We start from the raw sequence: 23354 nt of genomic DNA on the forward strand, positions 1-23354 counted from the left end.
CCGATTCTCTCTGGTTCGTTGTTCTTTGCTATCCCCGCGCGCGCCGGCTGCGATACGTGTCGAGCACGACGGCCACGACGATCACGGCGCCGGTGATGATGCGCTTGGTCGGTTCGTTCGCGCCGGTCTGCGCGAGCCCTGCCGCGAGCACCGAGATGATCAACACGCCGAAGAACGTGCTGACGACCGAGCCGCGACCGCCCATCAGGCTCGTGCCGCCGATCACGACGGCCGCGATCACCTGCAGCTCGAGGCCCGCGCCCGCGTTCGGATCGGCGGCTTCGAGCCGGGAGATCTGGAACAGCGCGGCGAGCCCCGCGAGCGCGCCCATCAGCGCGAAAACGATGATTTTATACGGCCTCGGGTTAACCCCGGCCAGTCGCACCGCTTCCTCGTTCGTGCCGATGCCGACGAGATAGCGGCCGAACACCGTGCGCGCGAGCACGAACTGGGCGACGGCCATCACCGCCACCGCGATCAGGAACGCGGGCGAGATGCCGAGCGCGATCGGGTTCGACAGGAAATCGAATGCGTCGCCGATGTAAGCGGTGCGCGAATTCGTCAATTGATACGCGACGCCGCGCGCCGCCTCGAGCACGCCGAGCGACACGATGAACGACGGAATCCGCCAGCCGACCGTCACCGCGCCCGTGAGCGTGCCCGTCGCGGCGGCGGCCGCGACGCCGGCGAGCGCGGCGGGCAGCGGCGGCCACTGCCAGCGCAGCGCGGCGACGCTCACGACCGACGCCGCGAGCGCGAGCACGGAGCCGACCGACAGGTCGATTCCCGCGATGATGAGGATGAAGGTCATGCCGACCGACAGCACGACGAGATCGGGAATCTGATTCGCGATCGTGCTGAACGTGTCGTACGTGAGGAAATGCGAGCTGAGCATCGAGAAGAGCGCGATCAGCGCGAGAAGCGCGAGCGCGAGCCCGACATAGTTCGACAGGCCGAGCCGCACGCCGGCCGGCTTCGCCGTGACGGCCGCCGCCTGCCCGGACGGGCTATCGGCGTGTCGGTCGATGGATCGGTCGTTCATCGTGAAAATCCTGGGTGTTGCTGTCTCGATTATGGATGAGGGAGTGGGCCGCGCGGCGGCTTCGGAGCCGCGTCGGGCGCGGCCGCTACGCGGCGCTACGCGCGTCGCCGGGCGGCTGCAATGCCGCGTCGCGGCGCGCGTAGCCGGCGAACGCGGCGGCGAGGAGCGCGTCCTGCGTCCACGCGCCGCGCTCGAACACGGCGTGCATCCGCCCCGCCGACATTACGCCGATCCGGTCGCAGATCAGCATCAGCTCGCGCAGGTCGCTCGACACGACGACGATCGCGCGACCCTCGCGCGCGAGCGCGTCGAGGAGCGCGTAGATGTCGAACTTCGCGCCGACGTCGATCCCGCGCGTCGGCTCGTCGAACAGCAGCACGCCCATGTCGCGGCCGAGCCAGCGGCCGATCGCGACCTTCTGCTGATTGCCGCCCGACAGCTCCGCCACCGGCTGCGCGGGGCCGCGCGCGCGGATGCGCAGCGTATCGATCCGCCGCGCGGCGAGCGCGTTTTCCCGCTCGCCGTCGACGACGCCGCCGCGCGCGACGCGCGCAAGCTGCCCGAGCGACAGGTTCGCCGCGATCGACTGCGGCAGCAGCAGCCCCTCGCCCTTGCGGTCCTCGCTGACGAGCGCGATGCCGTGGCGCACCGCGTCGGCGGGCGAGCGGATCGCCGCGGGCCGCGGCGGGTCGCCGACCGACACGACGCCGCCGTCCGCCGCGTCCGCGCCGTAGATGAGCCGCAGCAGCTCGGTGCGCCCCGCGCCGATCAGCCCGGAAATGCCGAAGATCTCGCCCGCGCGCACGTCGAACGACACATCGCGCACCGCGTCGCCGCGCGACAGCCGCTCGATCCTCAGGCGCGGCGCGCCCGGCGCGCCCGGCGCGCGCGCGCCGTGCACCGCCTGCTCGGCGATCTCGCGCCCGGCCATCAGCGCGACGAGCCGCTCGACCGGCTGCGCGTCGATCCGGCCGACGTGCACGAGCCGGCCGTCGCGCAGCACCGCCACCCGCTGCGCGACGCGCGCGAGTTCCTCGAGCCGGTGCGAGATGTAGACGAGCGCGACGCCGTCGGCCTTCAGCCGCGCGATCTGGTCGAACAGCAGCTCGACTTCGCGCGCGGTCAGCATCGCGGTCGGCTCGTCGAGGATCAGCACGCGGCAGTCGCCCGCGAGGCTCCGCGCGATCTCGACCATCTGCTGATGACCGATCCCGAGCGCGCCGACGGGCGTGTCGGGATCGAGCGAATCGAGCCCGACGCGCGCCATCGCCGTGCGCGCGTCGGCCGCGAGCCGCCGGCGGTCGATCACGCCGAACCGGTGCGGCAGGCGGTCGAGAAACAGGTTCTCGGCGACGGTGAGCGTCGGCACGAGGTTGAGCTCCTGCATCACCATCCGCACGCCGAGCGCCTCCGCATGCGCGCGGCTTTGCGGCGCGTACGCGGCGCCCGCGAACCGCATCGCGCCCGTCGTCGGCGCGACGAGCCCGGCGACGATCTTCGACAGCGTGCTCTTGCCCGCGCCGTTCTCGCCCGTCAGCGCGAGCGCCTCGCCCGGATGGAGCGTGAGCGACACGTCGGCGAGCACGGGCTCGGCGTAGGTCTTGCCGATGCCGGTCACGACGAGCGTCGGCGTAGTCGACGTAGGCGGCATAGTCGACGTAGGCGGCGTATCAGGCGTCGAATCTGGGTCGGTCGAATCCATCGCGATCCTGGTGAAAAACGGTCGTCGCGATCCGCGCGAGCCGCGCGGACGTGGACGCGAAGCGGCCGCGGTCACGCTCTGACCTGATATCGGCCGCCTCGCGGCGTTCTTGAGCGGCGCGGCGCGCGCCGCCGCGCCGGATTACGGCTTCGTCACGAGATCGACGGGCGTCGCGACGACCCCCGTCATGTCGGCCTGCTTACGATGCTCGGCGAGCGCCTTGAGCGCCGTGTCGATGCCGAACACGGCCTGCTTCGCCGCATACTGGTCGGCGGTCGCGAGCACGCGGCCGTCCTTGAGCATCGGCTTGATCGCGTTGATGTTGTCGTAGCCGACGACGTACACCTTGCCCTGGCGGCCCGCCGCGCGCACCGCGGACACGGCGCCGATCGCCATGTTGTCGTTGCCGCAGAGGAGCGCCTTCAGGTTCGGGTATTCGTTGAGCATCGCGGACGCGACCGCATTGCCCTTGTCGATCTCCCATTCGCCCGACTGCACCGACACGACCTTCGCGCCCGCCGCCTTCATCGCGTCCTGGAAGCCCGCGGTGCGCTGCTGTGCGTTGGTGGTCGTCGGCACGCCCTCGACGATGCCGACCTGGTCGCCCGCCTTCAGCCGCTTCGCAAGATGGTCGCCGACCATCCGCGCGCCCTTGCGGTTGTCCGGGCCGACGAACGGCACGTTCAGGCTCTTCGACTTGAGCACGTCCGGATCGAGCCGGTTGTCGATGTTGACGACGACGATGCCCGCGTCAACGGCCTTCTTGACGACGGGCACGAGCGCCTTCGAATCGGCGGGCGCGAGCACGATCGCGTCGACCTTCGACACGATCATCTGCTCGACGATGCGGATCTGGCTCGCGGTGTCCGTTTCGTCCTTGATGCCGTTCGTGACGAGATCGAACTGGCTCGCGTTGTGTTTCTGGTATTCCTTCGCGCCGTTCTCCATCGTGAGGAAGAACTCGTTGGCGAGCGACTTCATCACGAGGGCGACCTTCGGCTTGTGCGCGGTCTCGGCGCGCGCGACCGAGAACGGTCCGGCAGCGGCGATGGCGACGCAAACGGCCGCGGCGGCTAGCACGCGGCGGCGGAGGCTGACATCCATGCGACTCTCCTGGCAGGGGTTGTGGTCCCGGACGGATCGAGTGTCGTTTTCACGACGAGCAAACGTTTGCTCAGACCAAACCGACAAGGCGTTTCAAGCATCTGCGCCACGAAGGGAATACGTCGGAAGAGACTGCCTGCGTACGGTCGGCCGCGCAAACTGCGCATCCCGGTCCTTTTTCTTGATATCGGGAGCGCCTATCGTCAGCCTTTTCTTCGCATTACGCAACGCCGATTCGGGCATTTAAGGGTTTGTGCGGAGCCGACCCGGACAGGAAAACGACAGTCGGCGCGGTGGGAAGTCAAGCAACGAAGCGCGCGGCGAAGAGCGAAGGAGGAACGGCCGACTCGAAGAAGCCGGCATGCCGGGTGCGCAAGGCCGCGGCCGCGCGGCCGCGCGGCCCCGCCGCCGCCCGCGCCCGGCGCTCAGGCCGCCGCTTCCCGCAATTGCCCGGCGATCTCGCTTTCGGACAGATGCGGCGCGAACATCTCGATCAACCGGTACGCGTACGCGCGCAGGAACGCGCCGCGCCGCAGGCCGACGCGCGTCGTGCTCGCTTCGAACAGGTGCTGCGTGTCGAGCGCGACGAGCCCCGTGTCCCGCTGCGCGTCATACGCCATCGCGGCGACGACGCCGATCCCCATCCCGAGCTCGACGTAGGTCTTGATCACGTCCGCGTCGATCGCCGTCAGCACGACGTCCGGCACCGCGCCCGCATTCGCGAACGCCTGGTCGATGTGCGAGCGGCCGGTGAAGTCCTGGTCGTACGTGATGATCGGATACTCGGCGATGTCGTCGAGCGACACGTTCTCGCGGCCGACGAGCGGATGCCCCTTCGGCACGACGACGACGTGATGCCACGAATAGCACGGGAACGTGGCGATGTCCGGATAGCGGTCGAGCGCCTCGGTCGAGATGCCGAGATCCGCCTCGCCGTTCAGGATCATCTGCGCGATCTGCTGCGGGCTGCCCTGGCGCAGCGCGAGATGCACCTTCGGATAGACCTCCGTGAACTGGCGGACCACCTTCGGCAGCGCGTAGCGCGCCTGCGTATGCGTCGTCGCGACGACGAGGTGGCCGCTGTCCTGATCCGCGAACTGGCGCGCGACGCGGCGCAGGTTCTCCGCGTCGAGCAGCATCCGCTCGATCAGTTGATGGACCGCCTTGCCGGGCTCGGTCAGCCCCGTCAGGCGCTTGCCGCGGCGGATGAAGATGTCCACGCCGAGCTCGTCCTCCAGATCCTTGATCTGCTTCGACACGCCCGACTGCGACGTGTACAGCACGTTCGCGACCTCCGTCAGGTTCATGTTCTGCCGCACCGCTTCGCGCACGAAGCGCAACTGTTGGAAATTCATGGGTAGCCTCTCGGGCGATGTCCTTGTTGGTCTGTGAAATCCGCATGCGCGAAGCGCTCGCCGGCCCGCCGTCAGCGCGCCGGAAACACGCGCACCACGCGCGGCACGGCGGTCAGCGCGTCGCCGACGTCGAGCGCGAGCGCGCGCCACGCGTTGCGATCGAGCTCCGCCTCGAGCACGCCGCCCGTGCGCGCGGCGAGTTCGACGCGCACCGAGCCGCCGAGCGGCACGACGCGCCGCACGTCGGCCGCGATGCCGTCCGCGCGCGCGAGCGGCGAGACGAGCTCGAGATCGTGCGGGCGCACGTACGCGCGCGCCGGGCCCGCGAAATCGGCATCGACGGCGATCGCCTGCGCCGCGCCGTGCGCGACGAAGCCCTGGCCGCTCACGGTGCCGTCGAGCCGGTTCGCCGCGCCGAGGAACTCGTAGACGAACGCGCTTCGCGGATGATCGTAGACGTCCTGCGGGCTGCCGACCTGCTCGATGCGGCCGTGATTGAGCACGACGATCCGGTCGGCCACCTCGAGCGCCTCCTCCTGATCGTGCGTGACGAAGATCGTCGAGATGTGCAGATCGTCGTGCAGCCGGCGCAGCCAGCCGCGCAGCTCCTTGCGCACCTTCGCGTCGAGCGCGCCGAACGGCTCGTCGAGCAGCAGCACTTTCGGCTCGACGGCGAGCGCGCGCGCGAGCGCGATCCGCTGCCGCTGGCCGCCCGACAGCTCGGACGGATAGCGCTGCGCGAGCCAGTCGAGCTGCACGAGCGACAGCAGCTCATGCACCTTCGCGCGGATCGCGGCTTCGCTCGGCCGCTCGCGGCGCGGCTTCACGCGCAGCCCGAACGCGACGTTCTCGAACACCGTCATGTGCCGGAAGAGCGCGTAATGCTGGAACACGAAGCCGACCTGCCGCTCGCGCGCGCCGACCGACGCGACGTCGAGCCCCTGCAGCACGACCTGCCCCGAATCCGCGTGCTCGAGGCCCGCGATCACGCGCAGCAGCGTCGTCTTGCCGCAGCCGGAGGGGCCGAGGAGCGCGACGAGCTCGCCCGCGGGGAAATCGAGCGTGACGTCGTCGAGCGCGGTGAAGTCGCCGAACCGCTTGTGCAGATTACGAACGGTGATGCCCATCTGGTTTGCCTCTTTACGAAATCGACGAAGTGACGGCGGCGCCCGGGTGCGCGGCGGCGGCGGGTGCGCCGTCGCGGCCGTCCCCGAGTTCGGCGGACAGCCGCCGCTCGGCGAAGAGCTTGAGCGCGAGCGTGACGAGCGCGAGCAGCGCGAGCACCGACGCCACCGCGAACGCGGCCGCGAAGTTGTACTCGTTGTAGAGAATCTCGACGTGCAGCGGCATCGTGTCTGTCTGGCCGCGGATGTGGCCGGACACGACCGACACCGCGCCGAACTCGCCCATCGCGCGCGCGTTGCAGAGAATCACGCCGTACAGCAGGCCCCACTTCACGTTCGGCAGCGTGACGCGCCTGAAGATCTGCCAGCCGGACGCGCCGAGCACGCGCGCGGCCTCTTCCTCGTCGGAGCCCTGCGCCTGCATCAGCGGAATCAGCTCGCGCGCGACGAACGGGAACGTGACGAAGATCGTCGCGAGCACGATGCCCGGCACGGCGAAGATGATCTGCACGTCGTGCGCCTGCAGCCACGGGCCGAGCCAGCCCTGCGCGCCGAACAGCAGCACGTAGACGAGGCCCGAGATCACGGGCGACACCGAGAACGGCAGGTCGATGAGCGTCGTCAGCAGCGCGCGGCCCTTGAACTCGAACTTCGCGATCGCCCACGACGCGCACACGCCGAACACGAGATTGAGCGGCACGGCGATCGCGGCGACGGTCAGCGTGAGCTTGATCGCCGACCACGCATCCGGATCGGCGAGCGATTCGAGATAGAAATCGACGCCCTTGCGCAGCGCCTCGAAGAACACTGCGGCGAGCGGCACGACGAGAAAGAGCGCGAGGAACGCGAGCGCCGCGCCTGTGAGCAGCCAGCGCACCGCGCGCGGCTCGCTGACGGGATCGAGGCGGCGCGCTCGCGCTGGCGCGCCGGCGGCGCGGCGGGAGTCGAGGCTTGCGTCGCGGCCGGCATCGGCGCGCGCGGCGGCCGCGCGGGATCGAACGGTATCGTGGCTCATTGCGCGCCTCCGAGTGCCGTCGCCGCGTGCGCCGCCGGCGCCGGGCCGCTCGCGCCGCGGCTCGTGCGGCGCTGCAGATACCACTGCAGCGTGTTGATGAGGAGCAGCATCACGAACGACACGACGAGCATCACGACGGCGAGCGCGGTCGCGCCTGCGTAGTCGTACTGCTCGAGCTTCGTGATGATGAGGAGCGACGTGATTTCCGACTTCATCGGCACGTTGCCGGCGATGAAGATCACCGAGCCGTATTCGCCGAGCGCGCGCGCGAACGCGAGCGCGAAGCCCGTCAGCAGCGCGGGCGTCACGGCGGGCAGCACGACGCGGCGGAACGTGAGCCAGCGCGGCGCGCCGAGGCACGCGGCCGCCTCCTCCTGCTCGCGCTCGAAGTCCTCGAGCACGGGCTGCACGGTGCGCACGACGAACGGCAGGCCGATGAACGTCAGCGCGACGAGCACGCCGAGCGGCGTGAACGCGATCTTGACGCCGAGCGGCGCGAGGTGGCCGCCGATCCAGCCGTTCTGCGCGTAGACGGCCGCGAGCGAGATGCCCGCGACCGACGTCGGCAGCGCGAACGGCAAATCGACGATCGCGTCGACGAGCCGCTTGAGCGGAAACGTGTAGCGCACCAGCACCCACGCGACGAGAAAGCCGAACACCGCGTTGACGAGCGCGCCGCCCAGCGCGGCCGCGAACGTCAGCCGGTACGACGCGAGCACGCGCGGCGACGTCGTCGCGGCGACGAACTGGTCCCACGTGAGCGTGGCCGTCTTCAGAAAGGTGGCGGCGAGCGGAATCAGCACCACGAGGCTCAGGTAGGCCAGCGTGATGCCGAGCGTCACGCCGAATCCGGGCAGCGCGCTCGGCTTGCGGAAGGTGAACGTCGTCATGCGGAATGCTCTTCCAGGGTGATGCACATGGGTCCAACGGCTCGGCGGACGCGCTGCAACGCGCGTCCGCCGGCCCGATATCGTGTTGTCGCGAAACGGCGCGCCCGTGCGGCGCGCCGCCCGCCCTCGCTCATTGCGGCTTGTAGATCGAATCGAACACGCCGCCGTCGGCGAAATGCGTCTTCTGCGCGTGGGTCCAGCCGCCGAACGTGTCGTCGACCGTGTACAGCTTCAGCTTCGGGAACTGCTTCGTGAGCGCCGCCGGCACGTCCTTCGAGCGCGGCCGGTAGTAGTTGCGCGCGGCAATCTCCTGCCCTTCCTTGCTGTACAGGAAATTCAGGTACGCGTCGGCGAGCTTGCGCGTGCCCTTCTTGTCGACGACCTTGTCGACGACCGCCACGGGCGGCTCCGCGAGAATGCTCGCGGACGGCACGACGATCTCGAACTTGTCGGCGCCGAATTCCTTGATCGACAGGAACGCCTCGTTCTCCCACGCGATCAGCACGTCGCCGATGCCGCGCTGCACGAAGCTCGTCGTCGCGCCGCGCGCGCCCGAATCGAGCACGCCCGCATTCTTGTACAGCTTCGTGACGAAATCCTTCGCCGTCTGCGCGCTGCCGCCCGGCTTGTGCTGCGCGTACGCCCACGCGGCGAGGTAGTTCCAGCGCGCGCCGCCCGAGGTCTTCGGGTTCGGCGTGACGATCGACACGCCCGGCTTCACGAGGTCGTCCCAGTCCTTGATCCCCTTCGGATTGCCCTTGCGCACGAGAAACACGATCGTCGACGTGTATGGCGACGCGTTGTCCGGCAGGCGCTTCTGCCAGTCCTTGTCGATGAGGCCCTTGTTCGCGAGCGCGTCGATGTCATACGCGAGCGCGAGCGTGACCACGTCGGCCTGCAGGCCGTCGAGCACCGAGCGCGCCTGCGCGCCCGAGCCGCCGTGCGACTGCTTGAAGTTCACCGTCTCGCCCGTCTTCGCCTTCCACGCCTTGCCGAACGCCTGATTGACGTCCTGGTAGAGCTCGCGCGTCGGGTCGTACGAGACGTTCAGGAACGTCGTTTCCGCGAGCGCCGGCGTGAGCGCGCCAAGCGCCGCCGCCGCGCCGAGCGCGAATGATGCGATGAGACGGCGCGCGCCGCCTGCCAGCCCCGTGTTGCGCTTGACCATCCGTTGTTCTCCAAATGCGTGGGTCGTTCGTTGCGGTTTGTTTGCGATGCCGGGCCAGTCTAACGAACAGGTTTCATCATTAAAAATAATCGTTCCTCATTTTTTAATACTCAAAAGTGGTAAGGGGCGCCCAATCGACGACTATCGCGTCCGAAGCGCCGCTTCGACGCAGCCGGATCGCGGCGGAATCGCCGCGATAGCGCCGAACTTCAAGTAACGCTTGAATTTCCCGCGATACTGTATAAAAATACAGCTCACTGTCTATCCATACAGTCATGCCATGATCAAACTCACCGCCCGCCAGCAGCAAGTGTTCGACTTGATTCGTCGCGCGATCGAGCGCTCGGGCTTTCCTCCGACGCGCGCGGAAATCGCCGCCGAGCTGGGCTTCAGCTCGCCGAACGCGGCCGAGGAGCACTTGCGGGCGCTCGCGCGCAAGGGCGTGATCGAACTGGCGGCGGGCGCGTCGCGCGGCATCCGCCTGCTCGGCATCGACGATGCGCCGCATCAGCTAACGCTGCCGCACGCGGCGCTGATGCAGTTGTCGCTGCCGCTCGTCGGCCGTGTCGCGGCGGGCAGCCCGATCCTCGCGCAGGAACACATCTCGCAGCACTACGCTTGCGATCCCGCGCTCTTCTCGAGCAAGCCGGATTACCTGCTGAAGGTGCGCGGCCTGTCGATGCGCGACGCCGGCATCCTCGACGGCGATCTGCTCGCCGTGCAGAAGCGCACCGAGGCGAAGGACGGTCAGATCATCGTCGCGCGGCTCGGCGACGACGTCACGGTCAAGCGCCTGAAGCGCCGGCCGGGCGGCGTCGAACTGATCGCCGAGAACCCCGACTACGAGAACATCTTCGTGAAGGCCGACAGCGCGGAATTCGCGCTCGAAGGCATCGCCGTCGGGCTGATCCGCCCGGGCGAGTTCTGACCGCCTTTCGGCCAGCCGAGGCCCCGCCCGTCTATCCGCCATTCGACTGGATCTGGAGAACCTCATGGAACGCCTCGCCCGCCTGCTGCCCTTCCGCCAATTCGGCCGTCTGCGCCATCTGCGCGGTCGCACGCCGTGCGCGCCGCTCGTCGCCGCTCATTCACGCGACGATGCGAACGCGCAGCCGTCGCTGCTGCCGTCCGCGCTCCCGGCGTTCGCACGTGTGTCGCTGAACGGTTCGCTCCATCATGCGGAGCCCGCGCGGCGTGCGCCGGTTCGCGTCTATCACGGGCCGTCGCGATTCATCATGGTCGGCACGGTCGACGCGATCTGCCGAATGATCGATCGATGCATCGCCGAGGAACGTTCGTTGACGCAGCAAGGTCTGTAACGGACCAGGGCCCGTTCGTTTCGTCGGGGAGACCGCTTGAATTCCACTGCACGCCTGCGAGGGCGTTTCCTGAAGCCGGCGTCGGTCGTCGTGACGCTGATCGTCGCCGCTGTCGCGGCGGTGTATGCATACGCGTCGCCTTATCTCGCGCTCAGGCAGATGAAGCAGGCAATCGACGCGCGCGACGCGCAGGCGATCAGCGCCTATGTCGATTTCCCCGCGCTGCGGATCAGCCTGAAGCAGCAACTGACCGATGAATTGATGCGGCGCATCGACGCGCAAAAGCGCGACAACCCGCTCGCGATCATCGGCGCGATGATCGGCTCGGCGCTCGTTGGCCCGCTGGTCGACGCCTATGCGACGCCTGAAGGCGTCGCCGCGCTGATGAGCGGCCTGCCGCCGCGCGCGCGGCCCGGACAACGGCCGCCCGAGTTGAATCGGCCCGGCGATCAAGCAGCCAGCCAGGCCGTGACGGCCTCAGCCGGCGCAGGCGCACCGCCGGGCAGCGCAGGCAACGCCGACGCCGCGCGCAGCCCGTCGCCTGCGGCAAGCGGCGCGGCGGCGCAAACCGCACCGGCGCCCGCGCCCGATATGCCGGCCGCCGCGTCGGGCACGCCGTCCGGCCCATCGCCGCAAACAAGCGCCGGCTATCGAAGCTTCGACGAATTCGTCGTCACGTATCGCCGCGACGACGGCAGCGCGCGTTATGCCGCGGTCTTTCGTCGCAGCGGGGTCTTGGGCTGGAAATTGTCGGCAGTCGATTTACACGACGATTGAATCCGACTCGGGGCGCGAGCGTGTCGGCCGCGCGCGATCTGACGGCGACTTGCGCCGCGCATCAAAGCAAACCACTACAATCCGCCGCGCGACGCAAACGGCCACGCGGCAAACCGCCGGGATACCCGCCCGCGGGCCCTTCACTGAGAACGGGCCGGAACCGGCGCGGGCCGTTTACCCGATCGAGCCAATACCGAGCGTCAGCGGCCAAGAAGAACCGCCAACGCCGGCCCCGACCGCTCGGCCGCCCCCTCGATCCGTCAATTCCTGTTCGCCCACCGCCGCGCCGGCGGCTCGTCAGTGTCCGGTCGTCGCGGCCGCGTCCTTCGCGCTTTCCGCTTTCTGCTCGGCAGGCGACGAACACGCCACCAGAATGCTGCACGACACGCGGTCGAGCAGTTGCGTACTGCCGGAGCCCATCCACCACCGCGACAAGCCGCTGCGGCAACGATGGCCGACCACGACGAGATCGACGTTCAGCTTCGTCGCGAGATTCGCGATCTCGTCGATCGGATAACCGAACGCGAAATGCCCCTGCGCGTGCACGCCACGCTCGGTCAGCCAGTCGACGCCCTCTTGCAGGATCTCCCGCGCGGTTTCCTCGAAGCGGCTGCACGCGACGTCGGTCAGCAGGCCGGCGCTTTGCGCAATGCTCGAGCGCATGTCGACGACCGACAGCAGGTGCGTCTCCGCCTTCAGATCGAGCGCCAGATCGGCGCCGCATCGCAGCGCCTTGCGGCCTTCGAGCGTGCCGTCGTAGCACAGCAGAATCTTCTTGTAGCTAGCCATTTCGGCCTCCCCAATGCGCGACTCGCGCACGGATTCATCATGCTGCGCCGCAATTCCAGATGCAAGCGCTGGAAAACGCTGATTCGCGTTGCACCGCGAAAGCGCGATGATGCGACGCAGGAAGCAGCGACATCTGCGCCGGGACGATGCAAACGCGCTGAAGCGATACGGCCGATGCACTAGAATGGCCCGTTCGTGTCGCACGATTCCAATTGAAAGTCACTTGCCCATGTCTGTCGCACCGATCGATTTTCAACAAGTCGAGAAACGCTATGACGACAAGCTCGTCGTCAACGGCTTGTCGTTTCATGTGCAGCCCGGCGAATGCTTCGGCCTGCTCGGCCCGAACGGCGCCGGCAAGACGACGACGCTCAAGATGCTGCTCGGCATCACGCATCCGAACGCAGGCTCGATCAGCCTGTGCGGCGAGCCCGTGCCGTCCCGCGCGCGGCATGCGCGGCGGCGCGTCGGCGTCGTGCCGCAATTCGACAACCTCGACCCCGACTTCACCGTTCGCGAGAACCTGCTCGTGTTCGCCCGCTACTTCGGGCTCGCCGCGCACGAGGCGCGCGCGCTCGTGCCGCCACTGCTCGAGTTCGCGAAACTCGAAAACAAGGCGGATGCGAAGGTGGGCGAGCTGTCGGGCGGGATGAAGCGGCGGCTCACGCTCGCGCGCGCGCTCGTCAACAATCCCGACGTGCTCGTGCTCGACGAACCGACGACGGGCCTCGACCCGCAAGCCCGGCATCTGATGTGGGAACGGCTGCGCTCGCTCCTCGCGCGCGGCAAGACGATTCTGCTCACCACGCACTTCATGGAAGAGGCCGAGCGCCTGTGCCACCGCCTGTGCGTGATCGAGGAAGGCCGCAAGATTGCGGAAGGCGCGCCGCGCACGCTGATCGAATCGGAAATCGGCTGCGACGTGATCGAAATCTACGGGCCCGATCCCGCGCAGCTTCGCGACGAGCTCGCGCCGTTCGCCGAGCGCACCGAGATCAGCGGCGAAACGCTCTTTTGCTACGTCAGCGACCCGGAGCCGATCAACGCGCGCCTGAAGGGCCGCGCCGGCCTGCGCTATCTGCACCGCCCCGCGAATCTCGAAGACGTATTCCTGCGGCTGACGGGCCGCGAGATGCTGGATTGACACGATGGATACACGCCACTACACGCCGTCGCAGGCGCTCGCCCCCCGCCGGCGCGAATCGGCGTTCGCACTCGCGCTGCCCGCGAACGCCACCAACTGGATCGCCGTCTGGCGACGCAACTATCTCGTCTGGCAAAAGCTGGCGATCGCGTCGATGTTCGGCAATCTCGCCGATCCGATGATCTATCTGTTCGGCCTCGGGCTCGGGCTCGGGCTGATGGTCGGGCACGTCGAGGGCGTGTCGTACATCGCGTTCCTCGCGGCCGGAACGGTCGGCTCGAGCGTGATGATATCGGCGAGCTTCGAGTCGATGTACTCGGGCTTCTCGCGGATGCACGTGCAGCGCACGTGGGAAGCGATCATGCACACACCGCTGTCGCTCGGCGACATCGTGCTCGGCGAGATCGTCTGGGCCGCGAGCAAGGCGATGCTGTCGGGCGCGGCGATCATGCTCGTCGCCGGCGTCCTCGGCTATGCGAAGTTTCCGTCGATGCTCGTCGCGCTGCCGGTGATCGCGCTCGCCGGCGTCGCGTTCGCGAGCCTCGCGATGATCGTCACCGCGCTCGCGCCGTCCTACGACTTCTTCATGTTCTATCAGACGCTCGTGCTGACACCGATGCTGCTGCTGTCGGGCGTGTTTTTCCCGCTCACGCAATTGCCCGAATTCGCGCAGCACATCGCGCACGCGCTGCCGCTCGCAAATGCAGTCGACCTGATCCGCCCGGCGATGCTCGACCGTCCGGCAACCGACGTCGCGCTCCACGTCGCCATGCTCGCCGCGTATGCGGTCGGCGGATTCTTCGTCTGCGCGCGCCTGTTCAGGCGCCGGATGATGCGCTGACCAACCGGGCCGCGCCGGCCCCGGCCGGCGCGCCGCCGCGACGGCGCGCCGCGCCGAATGCCGGACGAGCGAGCCGTTCGGACCGCGCCGCGCCGATGCGCCGCGCGGCCTCCGGCGCTGCGCTCACTCGTCGTCGTCGCTCCACGGCATCTCGACATCGGTCAGAAACGCGACGGTCGCGAGCGGCCCGCCTTCCTGCCGGCCGAGCTTGCCGTCCGCGCGGTGCCATTCGACCCGGAACATCGTGCCCGGATCGTCGGCGAGCAGGTACACGGTACGCAATTCCTCCGGATCGGCGTCCCCGACCGGGCCGTCGAACGACACGAGCATCTTCTGTGGCCACACGCCGTTGACCGGATCGTAGACGCGCTCGCCCTGCGGAATGTCGATGCTCGCGTCGACGCCGATCGTCGCCGACGCCTCGACGATCATCTTGCCAAGCGCGCTCAGCACCGCGGTCGCGCGCGTGGAGTTGGCCTGGCGAATCGCGAGATCGCCGCGCGTCAGTGCCTGTTCGAGGCGGGGATGTACCTTGTGTTGCGTCATGCGTTTTCCTGATTGCTTCTGCTTCTGAAAAATGACGGCCGGCCTCGACTCCGAGACCGGCCCGATCGAGTGCACCGCATGCGGACGGCCGATACGCCGACACCCCGGCCGCACACCCGCCGAACCGCCGAACCATCTAACCGCCGAACGGATTTCCCCGTCCGGCCACCCCGGCCCGCGGTTCGGCCAACCTCGCTCAGAACCCGAGCGCGACCGCCGCCAGCCCGCCGACCACCCCGAACGCGACGACGAGCGCCGCGACGAGCGCGAGCGTCGTCGGCTTGAACGAGCGCGCCAGCATCGCGAGCGACGGCACGCTGACGGGCGGCAGCGTCATCAGCAGCGCGCCCGCGGGGCCGACGCCCATGCCGAGCGACAGCATTGCCTGAATGATCGGCACCTCGCCCGCGGTCGGAATCACGAACAGCATGCCCGCGATCGCGAATGCGAGGATCCAGCCGATCCCGTTGCCGATGTCCGGCCCGATGTGCGGAAACAGCCACGCACGCGCCGCGCCGAGCAGCAGCACGAGCACCAGGTATTCGGGCACGAGGCGCACGGTCATCCGCGCGAAAATCTTCATCCACCGCACGAACGCGTTGCCGGCCGCCGCCTGCTCGGCGACGAGCTTCGCGCGCAGCGCATCGTCGACGACGCGCGTTTGCGCGCCGGCGAGACGATTGATCAGATAACCGATGCCGAACACCATCGCGACGCCAAGCACGAGCCGCAGCGCACTCCAGTGCCAGCCGAGCACGAAGCCCATGAACACGAGCGCGGCGGGATTGAGCACGGTGTTGCCGAGCCAGAACGCGAGTGCGCCGCCCGGCGACGCGTCGCGCTCGCGCAGGCCCGCGACGACGGGCGCCGCACAGCACGTGCACATCATGCCCGGCAGCGCGAGCAAGCTCCCCGCCGCGACGCTGCCGAAGCCCGTGCCGCCGAGCGCGCGCACGACCCAGTGCGCGGGCAGGAGCGCCTGCACCGCCGAGCCGAGCAGCAGGCCGAGCACCATCGCCTGCCAGATCGCCTTGCCGTATGCCCACGCGTAATCGAGCGCCGCCTGCAGCGACGGCCCCGGCGCGTGCGCCGCGGCGCCCATCAGGATCGACTGGCCGATCGAATGATGCTCGGCCGCGACGAACGCCTTGTGATAGTACGGAAACCACTTCACGTAGAAGAGGCCCGCGACGGCCAGCACGACGAACGTCGCGAGGCCGAGCGCCGGATGCGGTGTGTAGGAACGGGAACTGCTCATGCTGGTCGCCGTGAATGCGTGTGATTGAACGTTATGGCGCATCGACGCAGAAAGCCGAAGACGGACGAATGCCGCGTCGCGTCATGACGCGACGGACGCGGCTCATCGGCGCCTCGGTTTCGGATGCGGGATGACGCGTCCGGCCTGACGAGCCGGACAGCCAACGGAAAGCGGCAATTATCGCACGCGGCGCGCGATTCTCCGATTGGGGCATTCGAGGCGGCGGCGCCTGGCGTCCTGCCGAACGGCGTCCGGTGGGCCGTCAGCGCATCCGCGAGGCCGACAGGCCAACATCTCGGCAGGCCGAGGGCCGCGCCGCCGACCGTCAGCCGTTACGGCGCAGGATTCGGCTGCTGCTCATGGAGCGCGTCGATTTCGGCGAGGATCTCGGGCGACAGCTTCACATCGACGCTCGCGATGTTTTCGCGCAATTGCTCGAGCGACGTCGCGCCGATCAGGTTGCTCGTCACGAACGGCCGGCTGTTGACGAACGCGAGCGCGAACTGCGCGGGCGACAATCCGTGCCGCCTCGCGAGCGCGACATAGCGCGACGTCGCCTGCACCGCATGCGGCCTGCTGTAGCGCTGAAAGCGCTCGAACCGCGTGATGCGGGCGCCCTCGGGACGCGCGCCCCCTTCGTACTTGCCCGACAGCCAGCCGAACGCGAGCGGCGAATACGCGAGCAGCCCGATGCGCTCGCGATGGCTGAACTCCGACAAGCCGTTCTCGAACGTGCGGTTCAGCAGGCTGTACGGATTCTGGATGCTGACGATGCGCGGCAGGCCGAGCTTCTCGGCCGCGCGGAGAAATTGCGCGACACCCCACGGCGTCTCGTTCGACACGCCGACATGACGCACCTTGCCCGCTTTCACGAAATCGCCGAGAACGGCGAGCGTCTCTTCGATCGGCACCGTGTATGGATCGTCGATCCACGGATACGCGGGGCGGCCGAACGTCGTCGTGCTGCGATCCGGCCAGTGCAACTGGTACAGGTCGACGTAATCGGTGCGCAGGCGCTTCAGGCTGCCGTCGAGCGCCTCGGTCAGGTTCCTGCGGTCGAACTGGTTGCCCGCGCCGCGAATGTGCGTCGGGTTGTGCGGCTGGCGCGCAGGGCCGGCGATCTTCGTTGCGATCGTCAGCTTCTCGCGCAGCGTCGGGCGCTTCGCGAGCCACGTGCCAAGATACGTCTCCGTGCGGCCCTGCGTTTCCGCCTTCGGCGGCACCGGATACATCTCGGCGGCGTCGATCAGCGTGACGCCCCGGTCGGTCGCATAGTCGAGCTGCGCATGCGCATCGCTTTCGGTGTTCTGCTCGCCCCAGGTCATCGTCCCGAGACCGATCAGGCTAACTTTGACGCCTGAATCGCCGAGTGTGCGGTATTCCATGCCGAGGTTCCTGTCGCGTCGAATGCAAAGACCCAAAGCTAACACATCGGAACAATTGCTTCAGGGCATCGCCTCGACGCCGGCGCGCCACGCATGCCGCTTACGCCGGCCGCTGGATGAAGCACGTCGCCGACGCGTGCGCGACCACCTTGTCGTCCGGCGTCTTCAACGTGCCCTCGGCGACGCCGAGACTCTTCGAGAGATGGATCACACGCCCTTCGGCGACGAGATCGACGTCGCGAGGCACCGGGCGCAGCATTTTCACGTGCAGATCGACGGTGCCGTAGCCGACGCCCGGATCGAGCATCGTATGCACCGCGCACCCCGTGACCGAATCGAGCACCGTGGCGGCGAAGCCGCCGTGCACGCCGCCGAGCGGATTCAGATGGCGGCCGTCGGCGCGCGCGGTCATCTTCACGTAGCCGAGCTCGACGCTCTCGGGCCGCATCGGGATCGTCTCGGCGATCGACGCGGCGGGCAAGTCGCCCGCCGCCGCGGCGCGCAACAGTTCGAGACCGGACAGGGAAAGCGGATTCATCGACGACACTCCTCGCAGGGATGCGGAACGCGGCGCGACGCGCCATCAGTTCCAAAAAAGAACTTATATTGGCGCTCATTATTGGCAGACGCTCATCGGCTGTCAATACACAAGGGCGCGGCCGATTCGAGCGTGCGTTCTATAATCGAACGCACTTTCCCTGCTCTCACGGAATCCGATCATGAAATGGGACGACGTCGGCTCGATGCCATGCTCGGTCGCTCGCACGCTCGCCGTGCTCGGCGACCGCTGGACGATGCTGATCCTGCGCAATGCGTTTCTCGGCCATCGCCGCTTCGAAGCGTTCCAGACGCAACTGGGACTCACCCGCCACGTGCTCGCGGAGCGGCTCGCGCGGCTCGTCGACGAGGGCATCTTCACGAAGCGCGCGTATCAGGACCGGCCGCCGCGCTTCGAGTACCGTCTGTCGCAGAAAGGCCTCGACCTGTATCCGGTGCTGCTCGCGCTCGCCGCGTGGGGAGACCGCTGGAAGGACGACGGCAACGGGCCGCCCGTCGTGCTTCGCCACCGTCGATGCGCTCACGTGATGCATCCGGTGATGGTGTGCTCCGAATGCGGCGAGCCGATCGATCCACGGGAAGTCGAGCCCATGCCGGGGCCGGGCTGGGCCGAGCGACAGGCGGACAAGGTCGAGTGACGGCGCGGGCCGCCGCCCGCAACGGCGACGATCGCGCCGCGATCCGGAACCCGCGTGAGCGTAGACATGCGAGCGCGAGGCGGCCCGCTCACCGCGGCACGAATTCAGCCGTGGCCGATCTGGCGGCGGTTTTCCGCATGCCGGAAAAACTTTGGATCGCGAACCGTTCGTGCAGACAAACGCATGACGCACGGCTCTTCTCCGGTCGATGCGGCAAGCCCTCGTGACATGCGAGCCGGCGAAACCGCATTCGGCGGCCTCACCCGAACGCGATCACGAGCCGCCGCAACAGCGCGCACCGCACCGCCGCCGCCGATCCGCAGGGGCGTGCGCGGCGACGGCCGCGCGACACACGTGCGACGCGATGTCCCGAGCGAACGGCTGTCATTTTTGAAAGCGGCCCGGTCAATTGATGTACCATAGCGCCCGCTTGCGTCGAGCGTCCGCCTCCCGCCACCCGTCTCCCGCGAGCATTGTCTGGTGCGTGCCGTACCGGAAGGCGCGCGAACAGCTCAGATTCCCAGTCCACTGCTTGCACGCCGGCGAGCCGCGCCGTCATCTGCATTACCTGCCGTGCATTTGGACTCCTCATGAAGAAAAGACGCAACATCACCTCGTACATCGTGATTGCGATGATCCTCGGCATCGCGGTCGGCTATGGCTGCCACAGCGCGTTTCCGGACCCGGCGATCGCGAAGGAAATCGCCGGCTACGTCTCGTTGCTGTCCGACGTGTTCCTGCGTCTCATCAAGATGATCATCGCGCCGCTCGTGTTCGCGACGCTGACAGTCGGCATCGCGCACATGGGCGACACCGGAGCGGTCGGCCGGGTCGGCGTGAAGGCGCTAGGCTGGTTCTTCGTCGCGTCGCTCACGTCGCTGCTGCTCGGCCTGCTGGCCGCCACGGTCCTGCAGCCGGGCAGTCATCTGAGCCTGCCGCTGCCCGCCACCGATGCCGCCGTCAACCTGAATACCAGCTCGTTCACGCTGAAGGACTTCGTGACCCACCTGGTGCCGAAATCGATCGCCGAAGCGATGGCGAACAACGAGATCCTGCAGATCGTCGTGTTCTCGATCTTCTTCGGCACCGCGCTGTCCGCGCTCGGCGACGCCGGCAAGCGTCTGACCGGCGTGATCGAGGATCTCGCGCAAGTGATGCTGAAGGTCACGGGCGCCGTGATGTGGTTTGCGCCCGTCGCGGTGTTCGCGGCGCTCGCGTCGACGATCACGACGGAAGGACTCGGCATCCTGCTCACGTTCGCGAAGTTCATGGGCAGCTTCTATATCGCGCTCGCGCTGCTGTGGGGCGTGCTCACGCTCGCGGGGCTCGTGTTCCTCGGCAAGCGCACGTTCACGCTGATCCGCCTGATCCGCGAGCCGTTCCTGCTGTCGTTCGCGACCGCGAGCTCGGAGGCCGCATATCCGAAGCTGCTCGACGCGCTCGACCGCTTCGGCGTGAACCGCAAGATTTCGAGCTTCGTGCTGCCGATCGGCTATTCGTTCAATCTCGACGGCTCGATGATGTACTGCACGTTCGCGGTGCTGTTCATCGCGCAGGTGTACGGCGTCCACCTGCCGCTCGGCACGCAGATCACGATGCTGCTTCTGCTGATGCTGACGTCGAAGGGCATGGCGGGCGTGCCGCGCGCGTCGCTCGTCGTGATCGCGGCGACGCTCAACCAGTTCCACCTGCCCGAAGCCGGCCTGCTGCTGATCATGGGCGTCGACATGTTCCTCGACATGGGCCGCTCGGCGACCAATGCGGTCGGCAATTCGATCGCGGCCGCCGTCGTCGCGAAGTGGGAAGGCCAGCTCGACGACCCGCGCGACGATGTCGACTCCGACAGCGACGACGCGTCGCGCGAAGCGCCGCGGATCACGGAGCGCGTGTAGCGCGCGGCATTCGCATGCGCGGGCCCGACGGCCGCCTTGCGGTAAAATATGCGGTTATCCATGCGCCCCGGCGCTTTTCCGTACCGCCTATGTCCGCTTCGCCTGCCCTCAGTCCTCGCCGGGTGTCCGTCGCCCCGATGATGGATTGGACCGATCGCCACTGCCGTTCGTTTCATCGCACGATCTCGCGCCATGCGTGGCTCTATACCGAAATGGTGACGACGGGCGCGTTGATCCACGGCGACGTCGCGCGCCATCTGGCGTTTACGCCCGACGAAGCGCCCGTCGCGCTGCAACTGGGCGGCAGCGAGCCCGCCGATCTCGCGCACGCCGCGAAACTCGGCGAGCGCTGGGGCTACGACGAAATCAATCTGAATTGCGGCTGCCCGTCCGAGCGCGTGCAGCGCGGCGCGTTCGGCGCGTGCCTGATGAACGAGCCTCGGCTCGTTGCGGATTGCGTGAAGGCGATGCGCGACGCGGTGTCGATTCCGGTGACGGTCAAGCATCGAATCGGCGTCGACTCGGTCGACGACTACGCGTTCGTGCGCGACTTCGTCGGCACGGTCGCCGCGGCCGGCTGCGAGGTGTTCGTCGTGCATGCGCGCAACGCGATCCTGAAGGGCTTGTCGCCGAAGGAAAACCGCGAGATCCCGCCGCTCAAGTACGACTACGCGTATCGGCTCAAGCGCGACTTTCCGCAGCTCGAAATCGTCATCAACGGCGGCGTCACGACGCTCGACGAAGTCGAGCAGCATCTGCGGCATGTCGACGGCGTGATGCTCGGCCGCGAGGCGTATCACAATCCGTACGTGCTCGCCGGCGTCGACGCACGCTTCTACGGCGCGACCGCGCCGGCGCCGACGCGCGAAGCCGTGGAGGCGAAGCTCGTCGAATACTGCGCGACCGAGCTCGCGCGCGGCACCTATCTCGGCGCGATCGTGCGGCATGCGCTCGGCCTGTATCGAGGCGTCGCGGGTGCGCGCGGCTGGCGCCGCGTCCTGTCGGACAACAAGCGTCTCGTGCATGGCGATCTATCGATCTTCGACGAGGCGCGCACACACCTGGCGAACCCGGAAGAACTTTTTGAAAAAAAGGCTTTGCAAAGCTAAACGGCCTTTGTATAATCTCGCTTCTTCATTGATGCCGCTGCTGCAGCGAATCAAACGGAGAGAAAATAGTGGTGGCTGTAGCTCAGTTGGTAGAGTCCAGGATTGTGATTCCTGTCGTCGTGGGTTCGAGTCCCATCAGCCACCCCAAAGTTTCATTGCAAAACAGGCGCTTCGGCGCCTGTTTTGCTTTCCGCGACAAGAATTCGGAAACGACGCGCATGTCTTGCCGCGATTCGCAGACAACGCGAAATCTTCAGCGCCAATCAAACGATATTCGAAACTTCACCGGGATCGCACCGCCGCGCACTCGGCACGCAGAAGCTTCCCGGGCCTCCCCGCCCGCGGCGCCCATTTCCACTTCATGAGCCACCGTCGATCCTCCTGATCGCCGCAGGCCCTACGCCACACCGTTTCGCGCGCCGCTTTTGCGCCGACACTCCGGACGTTCGACGCCCAAAACGCGAAAGCCCCAACCGCATTACGCAGCCGGGGCTTTCTTTTGCATCAGATCCTTTGGCACGAGGAGAAGATGCTTTTGCAGTATATTCGACGCGCGCCGCGCGACATGTCGATTCTTTGTGAATATTTGTATCGCGAGTTAAGCGCTTTCGTGAAAACCGATTCGCTCGATCGGATCGATGCAAGACGGCAACCGGCGTGCGGCGCCGATACCCGTTCGGCACTCGCAGCGCGACCGCTGCGCGCCGACACCGCACCCACATCCGGCCCCCGCGATCCGCCGACGGATCGCCGGCATGCCGGCCAGCTCCCAGGCAAGCGTCGTCAGACGACGCCAGCGCCCAGCAATTCCCGGTCGATCGCCGATCGCGCGACGGCAAGCGTCTGCTCGATCACCCGGCGTTCACTGAGCAACAGCCCGTCAACGTGCACGAGCCGCCAGTCGATCATCACCGCGCCGCCCTGCAGCACCCGGTAATGCGCCTTCTCGCCCGCCCAGACCTGCTCGGTCTTCACTTCGATGTCGTAGCCCTTGTAGGCCTCGCCGAAGTCGCCGATGTCCCTGCCTTTCGGTTCCATTTCGTCGCCTCCCGATCCGGACGGCCGTGCCGGCGTCGGCACGGGCAAGCTCCGCCCGGCGTCCGCCATCCCCGTCAATCGTACGCTTCAGACAGGTAAGCCTTGCCGTCGTCGGTGATGTCGACCCGGTCCGGGCCGCTCTGATAGACGAAGCCGTCGTTCAGAAGCTCCTCGAGCGCAAGCCGGAAGCCCGCCGGCAGCGGGCGGCCGGCGCCGAACTGGTCGATCCATTTCAGCGCTTCGATCGCTTCGGGACTCAGGGTAGGAAACATGGCCCGCCTCCGCCGTCGGTTTCGTTCCATCCTAGCACTTTCGTTCATGCGCGGAAAAACGGCGAAGCCGGCGCCGACGGGCGCAAAGTGTCGCCCCGCGCGGGCCGGGCGCGCGCGGGCGGCGGCCGCCTCGCTCAGAGGCGGGCGATCGATACTTCGGTCGACTTGACGAGCGCCACCACCTCGGTGCCGACCTTCAACTCCAGTTCGTCGATCGAGCGGGTCGTGATGACCGACGTGACGATGCCGAACGGCGTGTCGACGTCGACCTCGGACACGACAGGCCCGCGGATGATCTCCTTCACCTTGCCTCGGAATTGATTTCGTACGTTGATTGCCGTGATGCTCATCGGGTATTCGCTCCGAATGGTTCGTCTGATTGATCGTG

At 67.6% G+C, this 23354-nt stretch carries 25 protein-coding genes and 1 tRNA gene; 9 read left to right on the top strand and 17 right to left on the bottom strand.

The genetic code is table 11. The features are described 5' to 3' along the window. Nucleotides 1-28 precede the first annotated feature (28 nt). The 9 genes from WT16_RS00720 to WT16_RS35490 all read right to left on the bottom strand — a co-directional run bounded on the left by WT16_RS00720 (nt 29) and on the right by WT16_RS35490 (nt 9677). Nucleotides 29-1042 (bottom strand): ABC transporter permease, encoded by a 1014-nt coding sequence (locus tag WT16_RS00720; protein WP_063532511.1) that lies wholly within the window; start codon nt 1040-1042, stop codon nt 29-31. Nucleotides 1043-1127: 85 nt separating this feature from the next. After that, nucleotides 1128-2744 carry a sugar ABC transporter ATP-binding protein gene (locus tag WT16_RS00725; RefSeq protein WP_063532512.1) on the bottom strand — a complete coding sequence of 539 codons (1617 nt, stop codon included), beginning with the start codon at nt 2742-2744 and terminating at the stop codon, nt 1128-1130. Between the two features lie 141 nt (nt 2745-2885). Then, complete coding sequence (locus WT16_RS00730; RefSeq protein WP_063532513.1) at nt 2886-3848, bottom strand: sugar ABC transporter substrate-binding protein; 963 nt, start codon at nt 3846-3848, stop codon at nt 2886-2888. A 425-nt stretch (nt 3849-4273) separates the two neighbouring features. After that, on the bottom strand, nt 4274-5203 hold the full coding sequence (locus WT16_RS00735; RefSeq protein WP_006026626.1) for a CysB family HTH-type transcriptional regulator: 930 nt from the start codon (nt 5201-5203) through the stop codon (nt 4274-4276). A gap of 71 nt (nt 5204-5274) precedes the next feature. Continuing rightward, nucleotides 5275-6330: a sulfate ABC transporter ATP-binding protein gene (locus tag WT16_RS00740; RefSeq protein ID WP_063532514.1), complete on the bottom strand. Its 1056-nt coding sequence runs from the start codon at nt 6328-6330 to the stop codon at nt 5275-5277. Nucleotides 6331-6343: 13 nt separating this feature from the next. Then, nucleotides 6344-7342, bottom strand: a complete 999-nt coding sequence (gene cysW / locus WT16_RS00745) for a sulfate ABC transporter permease subunit CysW (protein ID WP_059934409.1) — start codon at nt 7340-7342, stop codon at nt 6344-6346. Then, a complete protein-coding gene (gene cysT / locus WT16_RS00750) occupies nt 7339-8232 on the bottom strand; it encodes a sulfate ABC transporter permease subunit CysT (protein WP_006026623.1) in 894 nt (297 codons plus the stop codon). Before cysT ends, cysW begins: the two co-directional genes overlap by 4 nt. A 130-nt stretch (nt 8233-8362) precedes the next feature. Next, nucleotides 8363-9400: a sulfate ABC transporter substrate-binding protein gene (locus WT16_RS00755; protein WP_006026622.1), complete on the bottom strand. Its 1038-nt coding sequence runs from the start codon at nt 9398-9400 to the stop codon at nt 8363-8365. Nucleotides 9401-9503: 103 nt separating this feature from the next. Further along, nucleotides 9504-9677, bottom strand: coding sequence for a hypothetical protein (locus WT16_RS35490; protein ID WP_009912523.1), 174 nt, complete (start codon nt 9675-9677; stop codon nt 9504-9506). Between the two features lie 3 nt (nt 9678-9680). Between WT16_RS35490 and lexA the strand changes: the two genes are divergently transcribed. From lexA to WT16_RS00770, 3 genes are all read left to right on the top strand, one after another. Beyond that, nucleotides 9681-10328 (top strand): transcriptional repressor LexA, encoded by a 648-nt coding sequence (gene lexA, locus WT16_RS00760; protein WP_063532515.1) that lies wholly within the window; start codon nt 9681-9683, stop codon nt 10326-10328. A 64-nt stretch (nt 10329-10392) separates the two neighbouring features. Beyond that, nucleotides 10393-10719, top strand: coding sequence for a hypothetical protein (locus tag WT16_RS00765; protein WP_059934238.1), 327 nt, complete (start codon nt 10393-10395; stop codon nt 10717-10719). Between the two features lie 36 nt (nt 10720-10755). Continuing rightward, a complete protein-coding gene (locus WT16_RS00770) occupies nt 10756-11496 on the top strand; it encodes a DUF2939 domain-containing protein (protein ID WP_063532516.1) in 741 nt (246 codons plus the stop codon). A 297-nt stretch (nt 11497-11793) separates the two neighbouring features. Here WT16_RS00770 and WT16_RS00775 read toward each other — a convergent pair whose 3' ends face one another. Beyond that, nucleotides 11794-12285 (bottom strand): universal stress protein, encoded by a 492-nt coding sequence (locus tag WT16_RS00775; protein WP_006026618.1) that lies wholly within the window; start codon nt 12283-12285, stop codon nt 11794-11796. 184 nt (nt 12286-12469) lie between these two features. Between WT16_RS00775 and nodI the strand changes: the two genes are divergently transcribed. Next, nucleotides 12470-13429 carry a nodulation factor ABC transporter ATP-binding protein NodI gene (gene nodI, locus WT16_RS00780; protein ID WP_269435039.1) on the top strand — a complete coding sequence of 320 codons (960 nt, stop codon included), beginning with the start codon at nt 12470-12472 and terminating at the stop codon, nt 13427-13429. A 4-nt stretch (nt 13430-13433) separates the two neighbouring features. Further along, nucleotides 13434-14270 carry an ABC transporter permease gene (locus WT16_RS00785; RefSeq protein WP_006026616.1) on the top strand — a complete coding sequence of 279 codons (837 nt, stop codon included), beginning with the start codon at nt 13434-13436 and terminating at the stop codon, nt 14268-14270. A gap of 123 nt (nt 14271-14393) precedes the next feature. Here WT16_RS00785 and WT16_RS00790 read toward each other — a convergent pair whose 3' ends face one another. The 4 genes from WT16_RS00790 to WT16_RS00805 form a co-directional block, all read right to left on the bottom strand. Further along, complete coding sequence (locus WT16_RS00790; protein WP_009912533.1) at nt 14394-14816, bottom strand: hypothetical protein; 423 nt, start codon at nt 14814-14816, stop codon at nt 14394-14396. Between the two features lie 196 nt (nt 14817-15012). Continuing rightward, nucleotides 15013-16074: a permease gene (locus WT16_RS00795; protein ID WP_063532517.1), complete on the bottom strand. Its 1062-nt coding sequence runs from the start codon at nt 16072-16074 to the stop codon at nt 15013-15015. A 332-nt stretch (nt 16075-16406) separates the two neighbouring features. Next, nucleotides 16407-17459 (bottom strand): NADP(H)-dependent aldo-keto reductase, encoded by a 1053-nt coding sequence (locus WT16_RS00800; protein ID WP_015601897.1) that lies wholly within the window; start codon nt 17457-17459, stop codon nt 16407-16409. A gap of 100 nt (nt 17460-17559) precedes the next feature. After that, the gene (locus WT16_RS00805) at nt 17560-17997 is read right to left on the bottom strand and encodes a PaaI family thioesterase (protein WP_059934408.1); all 438 of its coding nucleotides are present in this window, start codon (nt 17995-17997) and stop codon (nt 17560-17562) included. A gap of 181 nt (nt 17998-18178) precedes the next feature. On the opposite strand from WT16_RS00805, the gene WT16_RS00810 reads away from it, so the two are divergent. From WT16_RS00810 to WT16_RS00825, 4 genes are all read left to right on the top strand, one after another. Continuing rightward, entirely contained in the window at nt 18179-18655 is a 477-nt protein-coding gene (locus tag WT16_RS00810; RefSeq protein WP_006026611.1) for a helix-turn-helix domain-containing protein, read from the top strand. Nucleotides 18656-19245: 590 nt separating this feature from the next. Then, entirely contained in the window at nt 19246-20547 is a 1302-nt protein-coding gene (locus WT16_RS00815; protein WP_006026610.1) for a dicarboxylate/amino acid:cation symporter, read from the top strand. Nucleotides 20548-20636: 89 nt separating this feature from the next. Continuing rightward, entirely contained in the window at nt 20637-21656 is a 1020-nt protein-coding gene (dusA, locus tag WT16_RS00820) for a tRNA dihydrouridine(20/20a) synthase DusA (protein WP_063532518.1), read from the top strand. A gap of 71 nt (nt 21657-21727) precedes the next feature. Further along, nucleotides 21728-21803: transfer RNA gene (locus WT16_RS00825), tRNA-His, on the top strand. Between the two features lie 636 nt (nt 21804-22439). Here WT16_RS00825 and WT16_RS00830 read toward each other — a convergent pair. The 3 genes from WT16_RS00830 to WT16_RS00840 all read right to left on the bottom strand — a co-directional run bounded on the left by WT16_RS00830 (nt 22440) and on the right by WT16_RS00840 (nt 23316). After that, entirely contained in the window at nt 22440-22694 is a 255-nt protein-coding gene (locus WT16_RS00830) for a hypothetical protein (RefSeq protein WP_009912545.1), read from the bottom strand. Between the two features lie 74 nt (nt 22695-22768). After that, nucleotides 22769-22966 carry a hypothetical protein gene (locus WT16_RS00835; RefSeq protein WP_006026607.1) on the bottom strand — a complete coding sequence of 66 codons (198 nt, stop codon included), beginning with the start codon at nt 22964-22966 and terminating at the stop codon, nt 22769-22771. A gap of 134 nt (nt 22967-23100) precedes the next feature. Further along, on the bottom strand, nt 23101-23316 hold the full coding sequence (locus WT16_RS00840) for a molybdopterin-binding protein (RefSeq protein WP_006026606.1): 216 nt from the start codon (nt 23314-23316) through the stop codon (nt 23101-23103). Nucleotides 23317-23354 lie beyond the last annotated feature (38 nt).

Origin of the sequence: Burkholderia sp. MSMB1589WGS (assembly GCF_001636105.1) — a bacterium.
In the GTDB taxonomy this organism is placed as follows: domain Bacteria; phylum Pseudomonadota; class Gammaproteobacteria; order Burkholderiales; family Burkholderiaceae; genus Burkholderia; species Burkholderia humptydooensis.